Below are 23,810 nucleotides of genomic sequence, written 5' to 3' on the forward strand. Positions count from 1 at the left end.
GAGCAATGCTGGAGAGCGCGCAAAGCCGGAGAGAACGATGCTGGGGAGAACGAAAATGCTGAAGAGGATGGGAGTGCAATGGCCGATCATTCAGGCCCCAATGGCAGGCGTCTCGACGCCGCGTCTGGCAGCCGAGGTCTCGAAGGCAGGCGGGCTGGGCTCGATCGGCGTCGGTGCCACGGATGCCGACGGCGCCCGCAGGATGATCACGGAACTGCAAGCGCTGACCGACAGGCCCTTCAACGTCAATGTCTTCGTGCACCCGGCCCCGACACATGACGCTGCTCGCGAGAGCGCCTGGCGGGAGTGGCTGACGCCGCACTTCCAGGCCTTCGAGGCAACGCCCCCCGCCAGACTCGACACGCTCTATACCAGCGTCGCCGATGACCCCGACATGCAGGCGATGTTGCTGGAGACTCGCCCACCCGTCGTCAGCTTTCACTTCGGCCTACCCTCACGCGATTTCATCCGCGCCTTGAAGGAGGCAGGCATCTGGCTCATGGCGACGGCGACCCACCTGGAGGAAGCCCGCGCCATCGAGCGGGCCGGCCTGGACGCCATCGTGGCGCAAGGATTCGAAGCGGGAGGCCATCGCGGCATGTTTGATCCAAAAGCCGCGGATACCCAGCTGAGCACTGCCGCCCTGACCAGGCAGCTGGTAGACGCTACGCATCTGCCGATCATTGCCGCAGGAGGCATCATGAACGGTGAGGCCATTGCCGCCGCTCTCGCGAATGGCGCCGTGGCAGCCCAACTCGGAACCGCCTTCATCGCCTGCCCGGAATCCAGCGCCGATGCCGCCTATCGAGACGCCCTCACAGGACCGGCAGCGCATGACACCCGCATGACCTCGATCGTCTCGGGCCGCCCCGCACGCATTCTCGCCAATCGGTTTGCCCGCCTGATGGAAGACCCATCATGCCCCACACCACCGGACTACCCTCTCACCTACGCCGCCGGCAAGGCGCTCAACGCTGCCGCCAGATCGCAGGGCGACACCGGTTTCGGGGCACAGTGGGCGGGTCAAGGCGCCCCGCTGGCCAGAGCGATGCCAGCGGGAGAGCTGGTGGCAATATTGGGAAAGGAATATCGAATGGCATGTAGGGCAATGTCGTTGCGGAGATAACGGGTCAGAGCAAGGCGCTGCACCTTCCGTGCAGTGCCACTCCTGACAGGCTGCTTCACTCCTCACTCCTCACTCCTCACTCAGCACTCCACACTCCACACTCAGCCCCCTCACTCAGCCCTCCACATTCCACACTCCCCCTCACCTCCTCTTTCCTATCCCGTTCCTCCCCTACCTCTGTTCGCCCGCCTTCGACCCTCGAACCAACCTGAGCAGTGCACCCAATTGATTCTTTATTTCAAGGCGTTAGCGCTAAAAGTCTACCAATTCACATATAAATGAAAAAATACCTGAAAATTTCACTTGCGTGATTTACACCGCCGTCTATTTTCATTTTGACGCGAGAAAATTCATCGAGTGCTGCATCAGCTGCAGCGCATTCACTGACGATGGATGGGGACCTTGCCGCTTCGATGAATGGCGAGGTCCCAGCCCCCGCTCCCATGACAACAATAAAATCTGCTCTCGATATTCCTGTCGGCTTGTCAGGTGTCTGACGAGATCTGGCTGGAGCATCAGGGCCCCTTCCTGGAGGCATCCCAGTGACAGCAACACGCAATCCCGCAGCGGCTGAGCACGCTGGCAGCAACGGCGTTCCGCGCTCGTCCGGTCTGCTTGGCGACTACGACAAGGGGCTGTTCTGGCCCGTTCTCAGCATCTACACCCTGATCATGATCTACGCCCTGGCGGCACCGGAGCAGACCGGCGCGGCGCTGTCCGGCATACGCGACTTCCTGATCTTCAACTTCGGCTGGAGCTTCGTGCTTGGTGTCGCCGCGACACTGATCTTCAGCTTCTATCTGTTGCTCAGCCCCTTTGGCGGCATCCGGCTGGGGCCGGACGACTCACGCCCTGAATTCAGCTATGTGGCGTGGATCTCGATGATCTTCAGCTGCGGACTGGGCATCGGCTTCGTGTTCTTCAGCGTCGCCGAGCCATTGACGCATCTCTACACCTCGTCGCATGTGCAGGACCTCAATCAAGTCGGCCAGCAGGCCGGGGTATCGACCGCGATTCTTGACACCTTGATGGACTGGGGCATGAATGGCTGGGCACTGTTTGCCGTGGCCGCCTGGGCCATCGCCTTTCCGGCCTATCGCCTGGGACAGCCGCTGACGGTCGCCACCGGCCTCTACGGTCTTCTGGGGGAGCGCTGCAACAGCAGTCTGTGGGGCAAGCTTGCCAACGGGCTGGGAGTGATCGGCACCATCGGCGGCAATGCCACCATGATCGGGCTGGGCGTCACCTCCATCAGCTATGCCTTGAAGGTGCTGTTCGGGCTCGAGTTCGGTGCCTTCGGTCAGGCCATGGTGATGCTGGTGATCATCATCGCCTATGTGGCATCGGCGGCGACCGGCATCGAGCGCGGCATCAAGTACCTCAGCCTGCTCAACATGATCATGGCCGGTGCCATATTGCTGGCGCTGCTGGCCTTCGGTCATGCACCGGCGCAGTACCTGCTGAACATGATCACCCAGCAGTTCGGTGATTACTTCGGCGCCGTCTTCGTCACTCAGTTCTGGACCGACGCGGGCAGCTTCGAACAGCGCGAATGGGTGGGCTGGTGGATGATCTTCTACTGGCTCTGGTACATCTCCTACATCCCCTTCTGCGGCGGTTTCATCGCGCGCATCTCCCGCGGCCGCACCCTGCGCGAATTCGTGTTCGGCGTTGTGGTGGTGCCGATGCTGCTGTCGATCGTATGGTTCAGCATCTGGGGTGGCTCGGCCGGCTATGCCGAGGTCAATCAGATCGTGCCGCTATGGGAGAGCGTGCAGGGCAATCCGGAATCCGGCATCTACCTGTTGCTGCAGAGCATGCCCGGCGGCTGGTGGCTGTGCCTCGCGGTGCTGTTCAACATCATCGTCTTCGCCGTCACCACCTCGGATTCGGCCTCGTTCTTCTCGGCCATGCAGGTTTCCAATGGCAACGAGAATCCGAAGATCCTGATGCGCCTGCTGTGGGGCGTGATCATCGGTGTCACCGGCATCGTCTTCCAGCTCGCCGGAGGCTTCAACGCCATCAAGAGCCTGGCGATCGTGGTCGGTGCGCCCTTCTTCCTCGTCAGCATCGCCTACATGTTCTCGGTCTATCGCATGCTCAAGGCGACCCACGAGCAGCCTGCCACGGCCATGCAGCCGGCCCCTCAGGCCAGACCGATGCCTGCCGAAGCCGCTGAGCCTGAAGCCCCGAGCGCTGCCACACCCGCCACGCCAGCTACCACGTCCAGTAACTCACCAAGTGCGACAGCCACGCCGGGCACCACTGCCACGCCAACGCCTCACGCCCTCCCGGGATCGGGAAGCCAACCCATCCCGGGTGCGACCTGAGCGGCATGATGCGCCTCACGTCGACTCGGGCAGGCAAGCCACCAGAGCGCAGCGCGCACGAACTGACACCGCCATTGATCGCCAATGACACTGATCACCAACAACGATCACCAATGACAACGATCGCCAACAACAACACGGATGGTGACCCACGATGACTGTCAAGCAGCCTTACAACCCTCACTACGACCCTCTCAAAGACAGCTCCCCAGGTGAAGGAGTGGATTATGCGCCGAGCTACTGGCGCTACCACGCCGGCCCGCCTCCCGAGGATGATGGCCCGGTCACTGACGACATGGAGGCAGACGTGGTGCTGATCGGCGCCGGCTTTACCGGCCTTGCCACGGCGATGTTCCTGGCACGCGAGCACGGCATCAAGGCGGTGGTGCTGGAGGCCAATCAGATCGGCTGGGGCTGCACCAGCCGCAATGGCGGCCAGGGCCATCTGGCCTGGGGACGCCTGAGTCGCAGCCAGTGGGTCAGGAAATGGGGGGTCGACATGGCGCGCCAGCTGCACGCCAATAGTCTCGAGGGTTTCGAGGTCTTCAAGTCCCTGACCCAGGACCCGGAAGTGGATTGCGAGCCTCAACCGCTGGGCAATCTGCTGATCGCCCATAGCCCGCAGGCCATGCAGCATCTCGAGGCCGAATCACGCCTGTGCAACAACATCCTCGGTTACCGGACCCGGACACTGGACCGTGCGACGGTCCATCGGGACTTCATGGGCGATCAGGAAAGTCACGGCGCGATGCTGGAGCCCGAGGGCATCGCCGTGCAGCCGCTCAAGCTGGCCTACAGCTATGCGCGTATCGCGCGCCGCCATGGTGCCAGAATCCACACCAGCAGCCCGGTGCAACACTGGACGACAGAGAACGGCATCCACTATCTGCAGACACCGGGAGGCACGGTAAAGGCACGCGCGGTAGGCATCGCCACGGCGGGCTATACCAGCCCCAACCTCCACTCACTGACCGCCTATCGCAACATGCCGATCATGGCCAATTCGGTGTGGACGCGCACACTGACCGACGATGAGATCGAGGCTTGCGGCCTGCGTTCGACCATCCTGACCACGGATACCCGCAAGCTGCGCTATTACTATCGGCTGCTGCCCGAGAAACGCCTGCAGATCGGCACGCGCAGCGCCATCAGCGGCGCGGATGCGCAGAATGCTCGTCATCTGGATGTGGTGCACGCCGCCATTGCACGCAAGTTCCCGGCGCTGGCCGGCATCGAGACACCATGGTTCTCGCATGGCTGGATGGATATCTCCCACGACATGATGCCGCGTATCGTGCAGCCTGATCCGAAACAGAAAATCTTCTATTCCCAGGGTTACAGCGGCAATGGCGTGTCGTTCTCGGCCTATGCCTCCAGACAACTCGCCGCGCTGATCGCCGGTCAGTCACTGCCCGAGCGCCACCTGCCGATCTTCAACTCCCCGCTGCCCGCCCATCCGCTCAGGCCGATCCGGCGCATGGGGCAGCATCTGCTCTACAAGTATTTCCAGGTGCTGGACAAGGTGAGTTGAGCCACGACTCGCTCTCTACGCTCACCGACCACCGTCTTTCATGTTGCTCAACACGCCGCGGCGCTCCCGAATGACGTCGCGGCACCTCCCACTGGCATGCCACTCGCGGCATGCATGCACCAGAGACCCGTACCATGAACCGTGAACAGATGACCGCCATGTTCGATGCCTTCAATCGCCACGCCATCGATGACGTCATGGAGTACTTCGCCGATGATGTGGTCTTCGACACCGTGTCCGGTGATGAGGCGCACGGCACGCGTATCGTCGGCAAGGCCGCCGTGCGCGATGCCTTCGTGAACACCTGGACGACCATGCCTGATGTGCAGTGGGCCAAGGGCGAGTTCTTCTTCGCCGATCAGCGCGTCGTCTCCGAATGCACCTTCATGGCGACCCAGCCCGATGGCCTGCGTGTCGAGGCCGATAGCGTGGATCTCTTCACCATCGAGAAGGGCAAGATCACCCGCAAGCAGGCCTTCCGCAAGCAGCGACCGGCCTTTACCCCAGCCAGGTGATTTTCACGCCCGGCGCACACGCAAAAGGCCAGTCATCATGACTGGCCTTTTGCGTCTCAAGCGTTATCTCTAAAGCCGCTATCTCAGAAGCCGTTATCTCGAGCCCTGAACCAACACCAGTCCCGACACGACGATTTGATAACGGCACTGACTTATCTCTCCACGCCGCATGCTGATAATCTTGCTGATGAAAACCACTTCACGCTTTTCATCTACATGAAACACCACGCATTGACCGCCAGCTCCCATTGCCAAGAGGAAACCGGATGACCACGGAGACAGACTCCTCACAGGCATCAGCCGGCAGCACCGCACTCAGCAATGCAGAACAGGAAGACCGTCGCATCGGCAGACAGCTGCGCGACCTGCGCAAGTCCCGTCAGATGACACTCAACCAGCTGGCGAAGCGCGTCGGAAAATCCGTCGGCTATCTGAGCCAGGTGGAGCGCGGCGTCTCCTCCCTCCCCATCGGGGTGCTACAGGCCCTGAGTGATGCCCTCGGTGTGCGCGTCAGCTGGTTCTTCCAGCCGGGCGGGAGTGACTCGGCGGCCGAGCAGGAAACTATCGTGCGCGCGGATCAACGCCGCGCCATGAACCTCAGCGCCATCGGTGCACGGGAAGAACTGCTCTCCCCCCGTCTGAGCGGTCAGCTCATCCTGATCATGACCCGCCTGCAGCCCGGCGGCAGCGGCGGTGAGACGCCTCGTGAGCGGCGCGGTGAGGAAGCGGGCTATGTGGAAAGTGGCCAATTGGAGCTGACCATCGGCGAGCAGGTATTCCTGCTCAACCCGGGCGACAGCTTCTCGCTGACCGGGGAGGAACCCCACTGGATTCGCAACCCCGGCGAGACCGAGACCCGCATCGTCTGGGTGATGACGGGCGTGGAGTACTGAGCCCCTCATTTCCATGAGGCACCTTCAACGAGGCATCTTGTCCCGCGTCGTGTAATAGACGCTGTCGATATGCGAGAGCATGGCACGTTCGGCGGCGTCAGGGTCGCCGGCGCGCAACGCTTCGACGATACGTACGTGCTCTTCATAGCTGCGCTTGATCGAGCCATGCTCGGCCATGACCTGGCGACGAATGTTGAGCGCATAGGTATAGAGCTCGTGGGCGTAGCGGATCAGGATCTCGTTGCGCGAATACTCCGCGATCACCTGATGGAAATTCTGATCCGAGAGCTGGAAGTTCACCGGCGAGTCGAAGTGCTGGGACTGGGCGTCCAGCAAGGCATCCAGCTTCTTGAGGCCCGCGGCATCGATGTGCCGTGCTGCGCGGCGGGCGATGGCCGACTCCACCACGATACGGCTCTCGAAGACGCTCTCGATGTCCAGATTGTTGAGCTCGTCGCCCTGCTGACGTGCAGGATGATTGCGGAAGCTGTCGATCACCGCCTCACTGGCACACACCCGTGACTTGCTGCCATGCGAGACATTGAGCAGGCCATAGCCCGTCAACAGCGCCAGCCCCCCGCGCACGGTCTCGCGACTCACTTCAAACAACTGCGCCAGCTCACGCTCGCTGGGCAGTTCATCTCCATCGCGCAACAGGCCGGTCAGGATCATCTCGATGAGCTTGTCGGCGAGAATTTCCTTCTTGGTCTGATTCTTCAGCGCTTTCTCGAAGGCGAAAGGCGTCTGGTTCATGCGGCCCCCACTGGTATAGATTTCATACCAGAATAACTGACAACCGAATCAGACGCACCAGAAAACCGACCATGGTCGCAATTTTTGAGAAATCCTTGACCAATCATCGTGCGCTCGGCTAGTTTTCATCTCAACTGGTCCGGTAAACCAACCAGCAGTCCAATCAAGTCGTGATATTTCACAGTCCTGAACCGTCCTGAACTGTCTTGAGAAGGCCCTCACGCCAGAGGCCGGACTGCTGAGCACGCCTGACATCGACACGATCGACAACGGTCGACGACAACGACAACAACGACGACAACACCAAGAGGCTGACCCCATGTCCGCAACACGCCCTGTCATTGCCCTGACCCTCGGTGACCCCGCCGGTATCGGCCCGGAGCTGATCGCTCGCCTGATCGCGGAACCCGAGCAGTTCGCCGAGACCCACAGCGTGCTGGTCGGGGATCAGTGGCTTTGGGAGCAGGGCCAACGCCAGGCCGGGCTCTTCACCGAGCTGCCACGCGTCACAAGCTTCGCGGAAGCCCGTGAACATGAAGGCCTGTCATTGATGCTGGTGGAGAGCGCGGCACAGCAGGAAGTGACGCTGGCCGAGGAAAGCGCCGCCTGTGGCGCCTCGACCCTCGCGGTGCTGTCTCGTTGCCTGGAGGCGGCCCAGAACGAGGAAGTCGACGCCATCTGCTTCGCGCCCCTCAACAAGCTGTCGATGAAGAAAGGCGGCCTTGGCCATGAGGACGAACTGCACTTCTTCGCCGAGACACTGGGCGTCGAGGGCTATTTCTGCGAGTTCAACACCCTGGGGACGCTTTGGACCTCACGTATTTCCTCGCATATCCCGCTCAAGGATGCCGCCGAGTACGTCACTCAGGAGCGCATCATCGCCGCCAGCCAGCTGATTCATGACTCGCTGACACTGGCCGGCGTCGAGCAGCCGCGCATCGCCGTGGCCGCCTTCAATCCCCATGGTGGCGAGGGCGGCACCTGCGGGCGTGAGGAGATCGATGTCATCGCGCCGGCCGTGGCCGAGTGCCGCGCCCAGGGCTATCCCGTGGAAGGCCCCTTCCCGGCTGACACCATCTTCCTCAAGGCACGCGACGGCGAGTACGACGCCATCGTGACCATGTACCACGACCAGGGGCAGATCGCGATCAAGCTGCTGGGCTTCAAGTCCGGCGTCACCGTCCAGGGCGGCCTGCCGATCCCCATCACCACGCCGGCCCACGGCACCGCCTTCGATATCGCAGGCCAAGGCAAGGCGGACGTGAACCCGACCCGCAATGCCTTCGCGATCGCCAAGCGCATGGGCACCAACCTGCGCGCGCTGCGCCTCGAGACCGCCTCGGCCTGACGCCTTGTCACTCTTGCTCACCTATCTGCGCCAACGTCATCCACAACAAGGATAATCCGATGAAAATCACCAAGGTCAGAACTCGCGTCTTCGAATGGAAAGGCCACACCGTCCCCCCCACTGCCCACTTCTGCTCCAACGCCATGGACGAGCTGTGGGACAAGGGCGACTCGATGGGCACCTTCCGCTTCCACGGCTGGACGGTGGTGGAAATCGAGACCGACAACGGACTGGTGGGGCTTGGCAACGTGGCACTCGCCCCGCGCATCGCCAAGGCGATCATCGATCAGTACCTCGCGCCGCTGATCATCGGTCAGGACCCCTTCGACTACGAATACCTGTGGCAGCGCATGTACCGCTCCACCCACGCCTGGGGCCGCAAGGGCATCGGCATGGCCGCCATTTCCGGCGTGGATATCGCCATCTGGGACATCATGGGCAAGGCGGTCGGCAAGCCGGTCTTCAAGCTGCTGGGTGGACGCACCAAGGACAAGATCCCCTGCTACGCCTCCAAGCTCTATCGCACCGACCTCAAGGGCATGCAGGAAGAGGCCCAGTCCTATCTGGATCAAGGCTTCACCGCCATGAAGATGCGCTTCGGCTACGGTCCGCGTGACGGCGTCGAGGGCGTACGTGCCAACCTGGATAGCGTCGCCGCCGTGCGCGAAGTCATCGGCGAGGATGTCGACCTGATGCTCGAGTGCTACATGGGCTGGAACCTGGACTACGCCAAGCGCATGTTGCCGAAGCTCGAGCGCTTCCAGCCGCGCTGGCTGGAAGAGCCGGTGATCGCCGATGACATCGATGGCTACGCCGAACTCAATCAGCTGACCAGCATTCCCATCTCCGGTGGCGAGCATGAATTCACCCACTACGGCTTCCGCCAGCTGCTGGAAAAGCGTGCCGTCTCCGTCATCCAGTACGACACCAACCGGGTCGGTGGCATCACCGCGGCGCGCAAGATCAACGCCCTGGCCGAATCCTTCAGCGTGCCGGTCATCCCGCATGCCGGCCAGATGCACAACTACCACCTGACCATGGCCTCACTGGCCTCCCCGATGAGCGAATACTTCCCGGTGCATGACGTCGAGATCGGCAACGAGCTCTTCTACTACATCTTCAAGGGCGACCCGGAGCCGGTGAACGGCTTCATCGACCTCGACGAAGAGACCCCGGGGCTGGGCCTTGAGCTGAACAGCGACTACTTCGATCAGTTCAACATCATCGAGTGAGGAAGCCATCATGAGACTCGTCCAACTTCGCACCGCCAACGGCCCGCGGGTCGCCGTGGTCGAAAGCCGCGACCAGCTGCGCCTGCTCGACTTCCCGGGCGGCACCTATGAGCTGGCCTCTCGCGCCATCGAGCTGGGCATCGGGCTCAGCGCGCTGATCGAGCAGCACTACTCGCACACCCTGGTCGACTACAAGCAGGCCATTGATCGCCAGGAACTGCTGCCGCCGGTCACCCACCCGGATCGCGCGCGCTGCACCGTCACCGGTACCGGCCTGACTCACCTGGGCAGCGCCGATACCCGCGACGCCATGCATGCCGCCGCTCAGGCGCAGGATGACGCAAGTCTTACCGACTCGATGCGCATGTTCCGCCTGGGGCTCGAGGGCGGCAAGCCCGCCGAGGGGCAGGTCGGCGCGCAGCCGGAATGGTTCTACAAGGGTGACGGCAGCATCGTGGTGGCACCGGAAACCGCGATCAGCGTGCCGGCCTTCGCCGAAGACGCCGGCGAAGAGCCCGAGCTGGTCGGCCTGTACTTGAACGATGCCAACGGTCAGCCGCATCGCATCGGCTACGCGGTAGGCAACGAGTTCTCCGACCACATCACCGAGCGCGCCAACTATCTATGGCTGGCCCACTCCAAGCTGCGCGACTGCAGCTACGGCCCTGAACTGCTGATCGGCGAGCTGCCCCAGCACCTGGAAGGCACCAGCCGCATCACCCGCGACGGCCAGACCCTGTGGGAGAAGCCCTTCCTGACCGGTGAGGCCAACATGGCCCACAGCCTGGCCAATCTGGAGCACCACCACTTCAAGTACGCCCAGTTCCGCGCGCCGGGAGATCTGCACGTGCACTTCTTCGGCACCGCCACCCTGAGCTTCGCCGATCAGATCAAGGTGCAGGAAGGCGATCGCTTCGAGATCGAACTGCCCGCCTTTGGGCGTGCACTGCGCAATCCCGTCGCGTTCGAGTCTCACGACAATGACGCTGAGCAGCCATCCGCCATGGCGGTGCTGTGAGCATGCTTGAACAGTACGAGCCATAGAGGAGGGATCAGGGCCTGGAGGGTTTCGCCACCACCCGGCCCTGACCCCGTCAGCACCAGCACCGGTAACACCAGCAGCACCAGCAGCACCGACAACACCGGCATCAATAGCGCCTGTACGCATCAGAAGCATCACGACAATAACGAGAAAAGGGCTTCGCCATGACACTCTCGACCCGCCACGCCACCGCCTCATTCATCACCACCGCCCTTGCCAGTCTGCTACTGGCAGGCCCCGCACACGCCGCCACCTCGCTGACCTTTGCGCATGCGCATCCGGTTACCGACTCGCAGCACCTGGCCGCCGAACGCTTCGCCGAACGTCTGGCAGAACGCAGTGACGGTGAACTGACCGTCAAGATCTTCCCCAACGGCCAGTTGGGCAATGACCAGGCCATGATCTCGGGCGTGCGCAGCGGCACCATCGATATCGAGCTCTCAGGCAATCCCTACTTCAGCGGGCTGGTCGGCGAGCTGAACGTGCTCGACCTGCCCTTCCTGTTCGACACCCGTGAGCAGGCCTATCAGGTGCTGGATGGCGATATCGGCCAGGAGCTGCTGACCGCCATGCAGCCGCAACAGATCGAAGGCCTGGCCTTCTGGGAAATCGGCTTTCGCAACCTGACCAACTCGCGACGTGCGGTCGAGAACGCCGATGACGTCAGCGGTCTGACCCTGCGCACCACCCCGAATCCGGCGCATATCGCCGCCTTCCAGGCACTCGGCGCCAATCCGACCCCGATGCCCTTCGCGGAGCTCTATACCGCGCTGGAAACCCGCACCGTGGATGGCCAGGAGAATCCGGTCAGCCTGATCCGCTCCGCCAATCTGTATTCCGTACAGGAGCACCTGTCGCTCACCGCACACGCCTACACCGCCGCCCCCTTGATCATGAACAAGCAGACGTTCGACAGCCTCGCGCCCGAACTGCAGACCCTGATCAAGGAAGAAGCTCGCGAAGCGGCCCGCTATCAGCGCCAGCTCAATCATGACAATGAACAGGGCGATCTGGCCTTCCTCGAGGAACAGGGCATGCAGATCGTGCGCGAACCCGATACCGCCAGCATGCGGGCCAAGGTCGCCGAGCCGGTGCGCGCCGAGTTCACCGCCAAGCACGGCAGCGAGCTGCTGGAACGCATCGACGCCGCTCTCGCCCACTGATCACGCTCGCCTGACTCGCCCATGCAAGGAGGCTCGCCATGCTCTCTGACTCACTCCAATCCCCGGTGATGCCTGCGTCTCTTGCCGAACTGGGCGAGCAACGCGAGCGCTATCTGGCCACGCAGCAGGATGAAGACCTGCCGATCATCGATGCCCACATGCATGTCTGGGACCCGACGCGCAATTACCACCCCTGGCTGTGCGATGAGCCGATGATTGCCTTCCGCTACGGCGACTATACCGCGATCCGTCGCCCTTACCTCCCCGCCGAGCATCTCCAGGCGGCGGGCGAGGCGCATCGGTTGCTAGGGTGTGTCTACATGGAGGCGGAATGGGCGCGGGGCGATGCGCTCAAGGAAGTGCGCTGGATCGAGGAGACTGCCCGCGAGAGCGGCTGGCCCGATGCCATGATCGCCCAGGCCTGGCTGGATCAGGATGACATCGGCGAGCAGCTCGAGAGCCTTTGCACATCAAGAAGGGTCAAGGGGATTCGTCACAAGCCGGCCGCACTGGAGCGTCACGATCCGGCGCTTGCCATCCATGCCTTGCCCGGCTCGCTGCGCTGCCCGCGTTATCAGTCCGGCGTCAGTGACGTCGCCCGCCACGGGCTGATCTTCGAGCTGCAGGTGCCCTGGTGGCACCTGGCGGAACTGCTGCCGCTGCTGGAGCGCCATCCCGAGATGCCAGTGGTGATCAATCACGCCGGCGTGCCCGGGGATCGTGATCCCGACACCCTGCGGGAATGGTCACACGCCCTCGCCAGGGTCGCTGTCTGGCCGCAGGTGATGATCAAGTTCTCGGGTCTCGGGATTGCGGGTCGGCCCTGGCGTCTGGAAGACAACCGCGAGGTCTTCGACACCGTGCTGCGTCACTTCGGGGCCCAGCGCGTGATGTTCGCCAGCAACTTCCCGGTCGATGGGCTGGTGACCTCACTCGATAAGCTGTTTCAGGGCTTCAAGACACTCAGTCGTTCGCTAAGTCCCGAGCAGCGACTCGCGCTGTTCTGCGACAACGCCGTGCGCTGCTACTCGCTGGACACCAGCGCCCAGTGACCGATCGACACCGCAGCGAACACCTCAGCAGCGATCAACTCAGCAACGATCAACTCAGCAACGATCGCCATCACCACGATTGCCATAGCAACGATTGCCATAACAACAACTCGCAAGGAATTCGCCATGTCCATCCGCCACGCTCTGCTCAACAAAACGCTGCTCAACAAAGCCCAGCACACGAACGTCCTGCTCAAGACGGTCTCCACCCTGGGGCTGATGTTGACCTTCGCGACCACCGCCCACGCCGAGATCACCGCGCGCATGGGCACCAGCCTGCCGGAGGCACATCCCCAGACACTGGGCGCCAAGAAGTTTGCGGAGCTCGTCGAGGAGAAGTCGGACGGCGAGATCACCATCACGGTGTTCTCCAACGGCATTCTGGGCAATGACGTCAACATGACCTCGATGCTGCAGTCCAACACCCTGGACTTCACCGCGCCCTCCACCGCCACGCTGAGCAGCCTCAACCCTGACTTCAACATCGTCAGCCTGCCCTTCCAGTTCGATGACAGTGAACACGCCGATGCGGTGCTGGATGGCGAGGCCGGCCGTGCCCTGCTCGCAAGCCTCGATGACAAGAAGCTGGTGGCACTCGAGTACTGGGAGAACGGCTTCCGTCACATGACCAACAGCCGCCGTCCCATCGAGACGCTCGAGGACATCGAGGGCCTCAAGATTCGCACCATGCAGAACGCCCTCTACATCGACCTCTTCAACGGACTGAATGCCAACGCCGTGCCCATGCCGGTCAATGAACTGTTCACCGCCATGGAAACCCGCACGGTGGATGGCCAGGAAAATCCCTACACCGTCATCGACGCCAAGCGCTTCTTCGAGGTCCAGGCGTACCTGTCGCGTACCGCGCATGCCTATGACGCCCAGGTGCTGGTCGCCTCGGCGGGCTTCATGCAGTCACTCGATGACGCCCAACGCCAGCTGGTCCGCGAGGCCGCTCGTGAGGCCACGCTGTATCAGCGTGCGCAGAGCCGCGCCATGAACGAGGAACTGCTGAGCGAGCTGCAGGGCAAGATGACCGTCAACGTGGTGGCGGACAGTGAACGTCAGCGCATGCGTGAGGCACTGGCACCGGTGATCCAGCAGCACACCCAGGCGCTGGACCCGGCGGTGGTGACGCAATTCCAGGCAGCGCTGGCCGACGCCCGCTAGTCCCGACGACCAGTTCCAGCGACCAGTCTCAGAAAATGACCCGCGGCAGTGCTGCCACGGCTCGCCACAGCGTCGTACTGTCGCGCCGTCATCGAGATGCTTCCTTCGGGGATAACACCATGAACAAACTGACCCAAGAGATGCCGTTATCCATGTCGATCAAACCGCCCATCGCGCCATCCTCCGAGCCACGGGGAAGCCACGCCACCCCGCTGGCATCAGCAGCGCCTACCCGCACTGCCACCGGCATTACGACGATCTTCAAGGGACTGGAGAAGGCCCTCACCCTGCTGATGGTGCTGGCACTGGTGGCGATGATCGCGCTGGTCTTCGTCAATGTCGTGCTGCGCTACGGCTTCAATAGCGGCATCTCGATCAGCGTCGAGCTGTCCCGCTTCCTGTTCGTCTGGGTCACCTTCATGGGCGCCGTGACAGCATTGATCCGCCAGGAGCACCTGAGCGTCAACACCTTCGCCGACAAGCTGCCGGCGGCATGTCGCAGGGTGCTGGATCGCGTCGTCACCCTGGTGATGCTCGGCTGCTGCCTGATGCTGCTCAAGGGCAGCTTCGATCAGACGGTGCTCAACTGGCGCAATCTCTCTCCCATCAGCGGCATTCCCGTCGGCGTCTTCTATCTCGCCGGCCTGATGGCAGGCGTATTGATGTCGCTGATCCTGCTGTGGCGATTGCTGACGCCCCTTGCCCTACATGGCATCACGCCACCGAATGCCGCCAGCCCCTCATCTGATCAGCAAGGAGACACGCCATGACCATCGGGCTCTTCCTCGGCTCCCTGCTGGCCGCCATCGGCCTGAGCCTCCCCATCGCCTTTGCCCTGCTGGTCAGTGCCATCGTGCTGATGCTGCATCTGGATCTGTTCAACTCGCAGATCCTGGCCCAGAACCTCGTCAACGGCGCCGACAGCTACACCCTGCTGGCCATTCCCTTCTTCCTCACCGCCGGGGAAGTGATGTCGCGTGGCGGGCTCTCCCAGCGCATCGTCACACTGGCGATGTCGTTGGTAGGTCACCGCAAGGGCGGACTGGGTTTCGTGGCCATCTTCGCTGCCATCGTCATGGCCAGTCTGTCCGGCTCCGCGGTCGCGGATACCGCCGCGCTTGCCAGCATGCTGCTGCCGATGATGCGCAAGGCGGGCTATCCGCTGGGTCGCTCCTCCGGCCTGATGGCTGCCGGCGGGATCATCGCGCCGATCATCCCGCCCTCGATTCCTCTGATCATCATCGGGGTCGCCGGTGGCATCTCGATCGGCAAGCTGTTCCTCGCCGGGATCGTGCCGGGGCTGATCATGGGCGTGACTCTGGTGGTGATGTGGCTGTTCATGACCCGCAAGGAAGATCTGGTCGTCACCAAGAAGGCCAGCGGGCGTGAGCGCCTCAAGGCACTCAAGGACAGCTTCTGGGCCATCATGCTGCCGGTCATCATCATCGGCGGCATCAAGAGCGGCATCTTCACCCCGACCGAAGCCGGCGTGGTCGCCGCGGTCTACGCCATCTTCGTCGCCACCGTGGTCTACCGGGAACTGGACTTGAGCCAGCTCTACGCCGTCCTCGCCCAGGCCGCGCGCAGCACCGCCATCGTGATGTTCCTGGTGGCCGCTGCCATGGTCGCCTCCTGGCTGATCAGCATCGCCCAGCTGCCGCTGATGGTCGCCGGTCTGCTGCAGCCGCTGGCCGATGATCCGCGCATCCTGATGCTCGCCATCATGGGCATCGTGCTGGTGGTCGGCATGGTGATGGACCTGACCCCGACCATTCTGGTGCTCACGCCGATCCTGATGCCCATCGTCAAGCTGGCCGGTATCGATCCCGTCTACTTCGGGATCATGTTCGTCCTCAACTGCGCCATCGGCCTGATCACCCCGCCGGTCGGCAACGTGCTCAACGTGATCACCAGCGTCGGCAACCTCAAGTTCGAGAAGGCGGTCAGTGGCGTCGCGCCCTTCGCCCTCGCCTATGTAGTGATTCTGCTGCTGTTCGTGGCCTTCCCGCAGATCATCACCGTGCCCCTGTACTGGATGACCGACTGACCCGCAATTCTGCAGGTCGCCAGCGCCACTCACGAAAACCGAGCCATTCACGACAACAACGACAAGAGAGCCTTTCCATGACACCAATGCTCAAGACCTCCCTCGCCAGCCTGCTTCTCCTTGCGCCAATGAGCGCCGCGCACGCAGCCACCGTGCTCAAGCTGGCCCACGCGGCCCCGACCACCGATACCCAGCAACAGGCGGCCGAGCGCTTCGCCGAGCTGGTCAAGGAAGGCACGGATGGCGAGATCACCGTCAACATCTTCGGCAACGGCGTGCTCGGCGGTGACCAGCAGATGATCGCCGGCGTGCGCAGCGGCACCATCGATATCGAGCTGTCCGGCAACCCCAACTTCGCGGGCCTGCAGCCGGCGCTGGGCGCCTTCGATCTGCCCTACATCTTCCCGGACCGCAAGACGGCCTATCAGGTGCTGGATGGCAAGGTCGGCGACGATGCCCTGGCACTGCTCAAGCAGGACAACCTCAAGGGCCTGGCCTTCTGGGAGGTCGGCTTCCGCGCGATGACCAACTCCAAGCACCCGATCAAGACACCCGCGGATGTCGATGGCCTGGTGATGCGCACCAACTCCAACAAGTCACTGATCGAGGCCTTCTCCCTGCTCGGCGCGAACCCGGTGCCGATGCCGCTGGGTGAGCTCTACACCGCGATGGAGACGGGCACGGTCGATGCGCAGGACCACCCGATCAGCATCGTCTGGTCGGCAGGCTTCTACGAAGTGCAGGACTACCTGTCGCTGACCAATCAGGCCTATACCTCGCTGTTGATGGTGATGAACGACGACACCTTCGAGAGCCTGTCACCGGAGTATCAGCAGGTGCTGGTGAGCGCAGCACGTGAGGCCGGTGATTATCAGCGCGAACTGAACGCGAAGAACGAGCAGAAGATTCTCACTGAACTGGCCGCCAAGGGCATGAAGATCGAGACCGAGGTCGATACCGCCGCCTTCCAGAAAGTCGTGCTGCCCACTTGGGACAGCTATATCGCCGCCAATGGCCGTGACTGGATCGATGCCATCCAGGGCGCCAGTCAGGCCAGTGCCGATGTCGCGACCGATGCCCAGCCGCAAGGCACGCAGAAGACCACGGCCGCCGTGACTCAGTAACGCACAAGCGCTTTGTCGTTTTCCCTATCTGTCACTCCAGCGAGGGCACAGGCCTTTGATAACCAGAGCCTGATAACCAGGCCCTCGCTGACTGGAGAAATGTCATGTCCCGAGATGTTCTGCTGCTCAACCAGAAATGCGCGCACACCCTAAGCCTTTACGACGCCACCAGCGGCGAGGAGCTCAACCATCTGCGCCTGCCGGATTACCCGCATGAGTTCGTGGTGGATTCCACCGGCCGCTACGCCTTCGTGGGCCACTACGGCATCCTCGGTGCCGACTGCATCGGTGACCAGGGCGGCTGCTCGGTGTTCGTGGTCGATCTCGAGACCTTCACGCTGGTCAACACGCTCAGCACTTGGCCGTACTACCGCATCCATGGGCTGGGCATCGATGAGCAGGATCGTCTGTATGCGATGAGCGAGGGCCACAACACCCTCTTGCTGTTCAACACGCCCCTGACCCAGACCACGCCGGACCTGGCCGTGTCCTCCGGTGGCTACAAGACCCACCTGTTCGCGCTGACCAGCACCGGCGACTGGGCCTATGGCATCAACCTGCTCAGCAACACCATCACCAAGTTCAAGCCGCACGATGCCACCTTCGCGCCCATCGCGATGATTCCGGGCCGCAAGCCGGAGGGCAACAGCCTGTCCGCCGATGGCCGCACCCTGTTCATCAGCAATCGCGATGACGACAGCATCGTGGCGGTGGATACCGAATCGATGACCGTGCGCGCCTCGGCGACCACCGGTCGTGACCCCAATCGTATCTACCGTGACCCCAGGGGCCGCCTGATCACCACCAACTACGGCGAAAGCTCGCTATCGCTGTTCGATGAAACGCTGGCGCCGCTGGGCACTATCCAGCTTGAGGCGATTCCCATCGCGATGAGCTTCCATTCGGATGGAGAGCAAGCCTTTGTCTCGCTCAAGGGTGATCGCATCGCGGTGCTGGATCTGGAGAGCGGCCAGGTACGCCGAAGCTTCGCGACGCGCGCCGAGCCGGACGTGTCTTGCCTGCTGGTGCGTGACCACTGAGTCAGTGGGCACTTGATACTTCTTGCCAGGACACGAGCCAGTCATGACGGATACCCCAATACAACGCGAACCTTCACAAAGCCAGTCGCTGATCGATGCGCACCACCATCTCTGGGCGCTGGATGGCCAGGTGGCGTATCCCTGGCTGGAAGACTCGCCGGTGGAGAACTTCTTTCTCGGCGATTACACCGCGATCCGCCAGCCCTTTCAGGTCGCGGATATCAAGCGCTTGATCCCCGCGGGCTATCGCCTGGTAGGCAGCGTGCACTGCGAAGCCGAAGCGTCACGCCCACAGGCTGAGAAAGAGACGCGCTGGATTACCGAGCAAGCAGCCATTCATGGCCTGCCGAGTGCGCATGTCGGCTGGGTGGCCTTCGGCACTGAGGCGTGCGTCGCACAGCTGGACGCGCAATGTGACTCACCGCTGTTTCGTGGCGTGCGTGCCAAGCCGGTCACCGCCGCCACACCTCAGACCCGCCAGTCGGTAACGGGAACCAGCGGCAGTCTGCAGGACCCACGCTGGTGCGAGGGACTGGCGCTGCTCAAAGCGCGTGACCTGAGCTGGGACCTGCGCGTGCCCGCCTGGCATCTCGAAGAGGCGGCCACGACGCTTCAGGACTACCCCGGCTTGCGCGTCATTCTCAATCACAGCGGCCTGCCGTGGGATCGCACGCCGGAAGGCCTCGCCCAGTGGCGCGCAGGCATGCGGGCGCTTTCTGAGAACCCGAATGTCGCCGTCAAGCTCTCGGAACTGGGCACGCCCTGGCATGCCTGGGATACCAGCGCCAATCACGAGCTGCTCTGCGAGGTACTGGACGTCTTCGGCCCCCGTCGCTGCCTGTTCGCCAGCAACTTCCCGGTCTCCGGCCTCAAGGTCAGCTATGGCGACTGGCTATCACTGGTGACCGGTGCCATTGCGCAGACGGCGTCTCACGACCAACGCCAGGTCGCGTTCGACCAGGTTCTGCACGACAACGCCATTCACTGGTATCGGCTGCCGATTGCCGCTATCACCCACGATGCCAGACCCACCCAACATGCCAGACCCACCCAACATGCCAGACCCACCCAACATGCCAGACAGGAGGCACCATGACACTCAACGGCCATCAGCTCATCGGACAGCGCAGCTTCGCCGCCAAGGGCGAGGTGATCCACGCCATCAACCCGGCCACCGGAGAGCGCCTGGCGCCCGGCTACCCGGGGGCCAATGCAGGGGATGTGGAAGACGCCTGCCGACTGGCCGGCCAGGCCTTTGATGCCTATCGCGCCACGACGCCTGAAGAAAGAGCCCTCTTCCTCGAGACCATCGCCGAGGAGATCGAGGCACTCGGTGAGACCCTGACCCAGCGCGGAATGCAGGAAACCGGCCTGCCTGAGGCACGCCTGAACGGTGAACGCGGTCGCACCTGCGGCCAGCTCAAGCTGTTCGCCAAGGTGCTGCGCCGCGGTGAGTGGCAGGATGTGCGCGTCGATCCTGCACTGCCGGAGCGCACTCCCCTGCCGCGGGCAGACCTGCGCCAGCGTCAGATCCCGCTTGGCCCGGTGGCCGTCTTCGGTGCCAGCAACTTCCCGCTGGCCTTCTCGGTGGCCGGCGGCGATACCGCCTCCGCACTGGCTGCAGGCTGTCCGGTCGTGGTCAAGGGACACTCGGCCCACCCGGGTACCTCGGAACTGGTCGGTCAGGCCGTCGCTCGCGCCGCCCAGCGTTGTCAGATGCCGGAAGGCGTCTTCTCGTTGCTGTTCGGCCCCGGCAATGAGGTCGGTCAGGCACTGGTCAAGCATCCCGAGATCCAGGCGGTCGGCTTTACCGGCTCGCGCAGTGGTGGTACCGCCCTGCTGACGCTTGCCCAATCGCGTCCGCAGCCGATTCCGGTCTACGCCGAGATGAGCAGCATCAATCCGGTCATCCTGATGCCGGCGGCCCTGGAAGCCCGCGCCGAATTGCTGGGTGAGGCCTTCGTCGGCTCGCTCAACATGGGCGCCGGGCAGTTCTGCACCAACCCGGGCCTGGTACTGGCAGTGAAAGGCGCAGCGCTGGAACGCTTCAAGCAGGCGGCCATCCCTGCCATCCAGGCAAGCCCGGTGCAGACCATGCTGACACCCGGCATCCACAAGGCCTATGCCCAAGGCGTCGCGAGCCTGTCCGAACAGCCAGGCATCACCTGTCTGGCCAGCGGTGAAAGCGACTCCCCCATCGCCAGCCCGTGTCAGACACAGCTGTTCAGCACCCAGGCGAGTGACTTTCTTGCCAATGAGGCCATGCAGGCGGAAGTCTTCGGCTCAAGTTCGCTGATCGTCGAATGCGTGGATCTCGCTCAGCTCAAGCAGGTCTGCAGTGCACTCGAAGGCCAGCTGACCGCCACGCTGCATCTCGATGAGGCAGATCACACCGCGGCCTGCCACTTGCTACCAGTGCTGGAGCGTCGTGCAGGCCGCATCCTGGTGAATGGCTGGCCGACAGGGGTCGAAGTCTGTGACGCCATGGTGCACGGCGGCCCCTGGCCCGCCACCTCCGACAGCCGCACCACCTCGGTCGGCACCGCCGCCATTCACCGCTTTTTGCGCCCGGTCTGCTATCAGGACCTGCCGGATGCCCTGCTCCCGCCGGAGCTCAAGCACGACGCGCCCTCCGACATCAGCCGCTTGGTGGATGGGATGCGCCAGGTCATGCGATGACAAACAAAAAAGCCCGCCAATTTGGCGGGCTTCTGTCATTCATATCCTTGATACCGTCAGCCTTCCCACTATGCGAGAAGCCGAATCTTCGCGATCCTCTAACAATAACGATAGACACCGTCTTGCTTGAGGATCATCCCATCGCTTTCCAGTGCAGAGAGGTATTGACGTGCCTTCTCGACATCACCGTCAAGCAGATAGCGATAAATGACCTTGCTCAAGTACGTGATTGAACGCGCAGTTCGAGAATAACGGATATTGGGAGGATCAATACTACAATCGAAACGCGTCACGGGGGTACGCCAATCGCCATAGTTCTCAGTCAAGTAACGATCTGCATCTGCAGCACCTTTGACTACCTGACTGCCCAAGGTGTAGTCAGTCAACGAAAACTCCGAGTTGTCCCACCGGTGGATAGCGGAGCCATGCCAGACGACGCTCCCCTCTTGCACATGAACAAAAAGGTCAGCGACAAGGCCGGTATGGTGCACGAGTTTGACAAGTATCGGCTGAGTCAATCTGGAATATCGCACGGCACGCTCGGATACGACTTCCCGGAAAGTACAATAACTTTCTGACTTTATGAACCAGGTATTGTTGGATCCAGCAACAGCATCTCGAAGTTGCTTGATATCGAAGTCCTTGACGTCGACACCGATATCAATATCGTAGTCATGTCCCAGGAAATCCTGTTCTCTCACGGCTCCAAGAAGCGTGCCACTGATGACATACCAGGGCCACTCAAGGCTACCCATCAAACTATCGCAATCCTTGATCGTGCGATAGGCATCATTCTTGTCAAACGACTGTGCTGACTTCTGGAACTTATGCGCCACGACAGGCGCTGCTGTCGGATTGTCCATGTCAGCGCTGATGATCGACAATGCATGATTGACGCTGGCGCAGAAGGATTTGTCATATTGCCAGAGTGAGTCTTGCGGAGAGATGACCAGACTGCTGGTAGACGTCTCACGATCATTATCACACTCTGAGAAATCGGCTTTTTCCAGCTTCCCACCATGCAGATCAGCCTGCCAGATATGGCGCTCAAAGTCAGTGATGCGCCGGTTGTCAGCCAACCAGGCAATGAGGCAGTCGGCCGCCTTGGTAGACATTTCTTCAGAAATATCGAAAAAGAAATCTGACCTGGTCGACACTGGCAGCCACCCGGTATGCGCAAACCAGATGCCTCGCCGCACGACGATTTTCAGCCCATTACTTCGCGATGCAAGCTTGATACTGTCTACCGCTACGGCCAGAGGCGCACCCAGCATCCACACACCAATGCCGGATAACAAGGCCAAAGGATAACGAAGTAATGGGTGGCGTGGTTTATTCAAAAACCGTAGAAGCCGATAGGATTTTTCGACTTCGATATTCATTTCACTTTCACCAATGTGTCAGTACGCATGTTTATGGATCAAACCCTTGAAGAGAGTCAGCATGATGATACGTAAGTCCAGCCATAATGACCAATGCTCTACATACCACAGGTCGCATTCAATTCGCTTGGCCAGGTCCGTATCGCCTCGCCAACCATTGATCTGTGCCCAGCCCGTGATACCGGCCTTGACCATGTGCTTTTGCATATAACCAGGAATTTCGTGACGAAGTTTTTCGACGAAGATCGTGCGTTCCGGACGCGGCCCCACGATTGACATGTCACCTTTGAGCACGTTGAGGAACTGCGGCAACTCATCCAGGCTGGTCTTGCGAAGGAACCTGCCCACAAGGGTAGTTCGTTTTGCCTGGGCATTTCCCCATTGCACCCCACCCTTTTCACTGTCGACTGGCATCGAGCGGAATTTCAGCATCTTGAAGGGCTTTCCGTTCAACCCGACCCTTTCCTGGGTATAGAACACCGGGCCCGCAGAGGTACATTTCACCAATAGCGCGATAAGCGCCAATAAAGGTGACAGCAGAATCACGATGATCAATGACAGCAGGCGATCCTCGATCCACTTGAGAAGCTTTGCCCCCAGCGACATGCGACTGCAACTCAGATCAAGCATGAACAGACCGGCAACATCTGATACATCATGGTTGATAAGGCGAAAATCACGCATATCGGGCATGTAACGCACATTGCAGGTCGTCAGGCTCAACTCTGACTGGATATCACGAACCAGGTTACCTTGCGTCAATGGGAGACAGATCCAGACTTCCTGCTCCTGATGGACGATCTGTTGGTCAGGCTGGTAGCGCTCTGGCTCAATCGCGCTCCACCCCCAATGCTCAATCCCCCCAGTCAAGATGACTCGTTCTACATCAAAGCCTGCTGTCGGGATCTTGGCCAGCTGACGCACAGCACCAACACAGGTTAAGGCATCGCCAATCAAGAGGACACTTTTGCGATTCTTGCCCTTGGCTCGCAAATGATTGAGGACAGGATAAGCAATCGCACGTATCAGGATGGAGTAGGTCGTAGCACTTACCATCCAGTAACCAACCCACAGCCGGGAGAACTTGTCACCTGTCTTGGTCATGAACATGACCAGCGCCAACAGCCCTCCCAACATCATGTATCCGGCCATGATCTGGAATACCAGGCGGAAGCGGACTTGCCCTCTCCAGGAACGATAGATATTGAAATGCGGCAGTACCAGAAGAGCTAATATCCCCCCCAGCAACATGCCCCATCCATATCTTTCGGAAACATCCAGCCCCCCAAAATGGAACCAGTGTGCACTGAACCCTGCCAGAAAGATAATACAGAAATCAACCAAGCGTACCAATTCAGTGGTATACATGGTATAGCCACTCAA

22 protein-coding genes are annotated in these 23,810 nt (G+C 61.5%); 17 read left to right on the forward strand and 5 right to left on the reverse strand.

Annotated elements, in window-relative coordinates; all coding sequences use genetic code 11:
- The first annotated feature begins 55 nt into the window (after nucleotides 1-55).
- From QD172_RS13870 to QD172_RS13890, 5 genes are all read left to right on the forward strand, one after another.
- Complete coding sequence (locus QD172_RS13870) at nucleotides 56-1,126, forward strand: nitronate monooxygenase (RefSeq protein ID WP_279856038.1); 1,071 nt, start codon at nucleotides 56-58, stop codon at nucleotides 1,124-1,126.
- A gap of 542 nt (nucleotides 1,127-1,668) precedes the next feature.
- On the forward strand, nucleotides 1,669-3,456 hold the full coding sequence (locus QD172_RS13875; protein WP_279856039.1) for a BCCT family transporter: 1,788 nt from the start codon (nucleotides 1,669-1,671) through the stop codon (nucleotides 3,454-3,456).
- Nucleotides 3,457-3,610: 154 nt separating this feature from the next.
- The gene (locus QD172_RS13880) at nucleotides 3,611-4,987 is read left to right on the forward strand and encodes an FAD-binding oxidoreductase (protein WP_279856040.1); all 1,377 of its coding nucleotides are present in this window, start codon (nucleotides 3,611-3,613) and stop codon (nucleotides 4,985-4,987) included.
- 134 nt (nucleotides 4,988-5,121) lie between these two features.
- Nucleotides 5,122-5,502 (forward strand): nuclear transport factor 2 family protein, encoded by a 381-nt coding sequence (locus QD172_RS13885; RefSeq protein WP_279856041.1) that lies wholly within the window; start codon nucleotides 5,122-5,124, stop codon nucleotides 5,500-5,502.
- Between the two features lie 266 nt (nucleotides 5,503-5,768).
- Nucleotides 5,769-6,395 (forward strand): XRE family transcriptional regulator, encoded by a 627-nt coding sequence (locus tag QD172_RS13890; protein WP_279856042.1) that lies wholly within the window; start codon nucleotides 5,769-5,771, stop codon nucleotides 6,393-6,395.
- Between the two features lie 24 nt (nucleotides 6,396-6,419).
- Here QD172_RS13890 and QD172_RS13895 read toward each other — a convergent pair whose 3' ends face one another.
- Complete coding sequence (locus QD172_RS13895) at nucleotides 6,420-7,148, reverse strand: FadR/GntR family transcriptional regulator (RefSeq protein WP_084208310.1); 729 nt, start codon at nucleotides 7,146-7,148, stop codon at nucleotides 6,420-6,422.
- A 319-nt stretch (nucleotides 7,149-7,467) separates the two neighbouring features.
- Here QD172_RS13895 and QD172_RS13900 point away from each other — a divergent pair, with 319 nt between their 5' ends.
- From QD172_RS13900 to araD1, 3 genes are read left to right on the forward strand one after another with little or no spacing between them, the layout of a single operon-like run.
- Nucleotides 7,468-8,496: a 4-hydroxythreonine-4-phosphate dehydrogenase PdxA gene (locus tag QD172_RS13900; RefSeq protein WP_279856043.1), complete on the forward strand. Its 1,029-nt coding sequence runs from the start codon at nucleotides 7,468-7,470 to the stop codon at nucleotides 8,494-8,496.
- 59 nt (nucleotides 8,497-8,555) lie between these two features.
- Complete coding sequence (locus QD172_RS13905; RefSeq protein WP_077373800.1) at nucleotides 8,556-9,728, forward strand: L-rhamnonate dehydratase; 1,173 nt, start codon at nucleotides 8,556-8,558, stop codon at nucleotides 9,726-9,728.
- 10 nt (nucleotides 9,729-9,738) lie between these two features.
- Nucleotides 9,739-10,746 (forward strand): AraD1 family protein, encoded by a 1,008-nt coding sequence (gene araD1 / locus QD172_RS13910; RefSeq protein WP_279856044.1) that lies wholly within the window; start codon nucleotides 9,739-9,741, stop codon nucleotides 10,744-10,746.
- Here the strand turns inward: araD1 and QD172_RS13915 are convergent.
- The gene (locus QD172_RS13915; protein WP_279856045.1) at nucleotides 10,701-10,877 is read right to left on the reverse strand and encodes a hypothetical protein; all 177 of its coding nucleotides are present in this window, start codon (nucleotides 10,875-10,877) and stop codon (nucleotides 10,701-10,703) included. The two genes, araD1 and QD172_RS13915, sit on opposite strands and share 46 nt — an antisense overlap.
- Before the next feature lie 57 nt (nucleotides 10,878-10,934).
- On the opposite strand from QD172_RS13915, the gene QD172_RS13920 reads away from it, so the two are divergent.
- Complete coding sequence (locus QD172_RS13920) at nucleotides 10,935-11,933, forward strand: TRAP transporter substrate-binding protein (protein WP_279856046.1); 999 nt, start codon at nucleotides 10,935-10,937, stop codon at nucleotides 11,931-11,933.
- 38 nt (nucleotides 11,934-11,971) lie between these two features.
- Complete coding sequence (locus tag QD172_RS13925; protein ID WP_279856047.1) at nucleotides 11,972-12,985, forward strand: amidohydrolase family protein; 1,014 nt, start codon at nucleotides 11,972-11,974, stop codon at nucleotides 12,983-12,985.
- Here QD172_RS13925 and QD172_RS13930 read toward each other — a convergent pair.
- Nucleotides 12,958-13,113: a hypothetical protein gene (locus QD172_RS13930; RefSeq protein WP_279856048.1), complete on the reverse strand. Its 156-nt coding sequence runs from the start codon at nucleotides 13,111-13,113 to the stop codon at nucleotides 12,958-12,960. The two genes, QD172_RS13925 and QD172_RS13930, sit on opposite strands and share 28 nt — an antisense overlap.
- On the opposite strand from QD172_RS13930, the gene QD172_RS13935 reads away from it, so the two are divergent.
- From QD172_RS13935 to QD172_RS13965, 7 genes are all read left to right on the forward strand, one after another.
- Nucleotides 13,112-14,155: a TRAP transporter substrate-binding protein gene (locus tag QD172_RS13935; RefSeq protein ID WP_279856049.1), complete on the forward strand. Its 1,044-nt coding sequence runs from the start codon at nucleotides 13,112-13,114 to the stop codon at nucleotides 14,153-14,155. The two genes, QD172_RS13930 and QD172_RS13935, sit on opposite strands and share 2 nt — an antisense overlap.
- Before the next feature lie 119 nt (nucleotides 14,156-14,274).
- Complete coding sequence (locus tag QD172_RS13940) at nucleotides 14,275-14,925, forward strand: TRAP transporter small permease (RefSeq protein ID WP_169477190.1); 651 nt, start codon at nucleotides 14,275-14,277, stop codon at nucleotides 14,923-14,925.
- Nucleotides 14,922-16,202: a TRAP transporter large permease subunit gene (locus tag QD172_RS13945; protein WP_084208304.1), complete on the forward strand. Its 1,281-nt coding sequence runs from the start codon at nucleotides 14,922-14,924 to the stop codon at nucleotides 16,200-16,202. Before QD172_RS13940 ends, QD172_RS13945 begins: the two co-directional genes overlap by 4 nt.
- Before the next feature lie 77 nt (nucleotides 16,203-16,279).
- Nucleotides 16,280-17,326, forward strand: a complete 1,047-nt coding sequence (locus tag QD172_RS13950; RefSeq protein WP_191237337.1) for a DctP family TRAP transporter solute-binding subunit — start codon at nucleotides 16,280-16,282, stop codon at nucleotides 17,324-17,326.
- A gap of 104 nt (nucleotides 17,327-17,430) precedes the next feature.
- Nucleotides 17,431-18,366 (forward strand): YncE family protein, encoded by a 936-nt coding sequence (locus tag QD172_RS13955; protein ID WP_279856051.1) that lies wholly within the window; start codon nucleotides 17,431-17,433, stop codon nucleotides 18,364-18,366.
- Nucleotides 18,367-18,409: 43 nt separating this feature from the next.
- The gene (locus QD172_RS13960; RefSeq protein ID WP_279856052.1) at nucleotides 18,410-19,462 is read left to right on the forward strand and encodes an amidohydrolase family protein; all 1,053 of its coding nucleotides are present in this window, start codon (nucleotides 18,410-18,412) and stop codon (nucleotides 19,460-19,462) included.
- A complete protein-coding gene (locus tag QD172_RS13965) occupies nucleotides 19,459-21,045 on the forward strand; it encodes an aldehyde dehydrogenase (NADP(+)) (protein WP_279856053.1) in 1,587 nt (528 codons plus the stop codon). The genes QD172_RS13960 and QD172_RS13965 overlap by 4 nt, the downstream gene beginning before the upstream one ends.
- 98 nt (nucleotides 21,046-21,143) lie before the next feature.
- Here the strand turns inward: QD172_RS13965 and QD172_RS13970 are convergent, their stop codons facing one another.
- Nucleotides 21,144-22,427, reverse strand: coding sequence for a hypothetical protein (locus QD172_RS13970; RefSeq protein WP_279856054.1), 1,284 nt, complete (start codon nucleotides 22,425-22,427; stop codon nucleotides 21,144-21,146).
- An 18-nt stretch (nucleotides 22,428-22,445) separates the two neighbouring features.
- Nucleotides 22,446-23,795 carry an undecaprenyl-phosphate glucose phosphotransferase gene (locus QD172_RS13975; protein WP_127734907.1) on the reverse strand — a complete coding sequence of 450 codons (1,350 nt, stop codon included), beginning with the start codon at nucleotides 23,793-23,795 and terminating at the stop codon, nucleotides 22,446-22,448.
- Nucleotides 23,796-23,810 lie beyond the last annotated feature (15 nt).

The organism is Cobetia sp. 10Alg 146, assembly GCF_029846385.1.
GTDB classification, from domain to species: Bacteria; Pseudomonadota; Gammaproteobacteria; order Pseudomonadales; family Halomonadaceae; genus Cobetia; species Cobetia marina.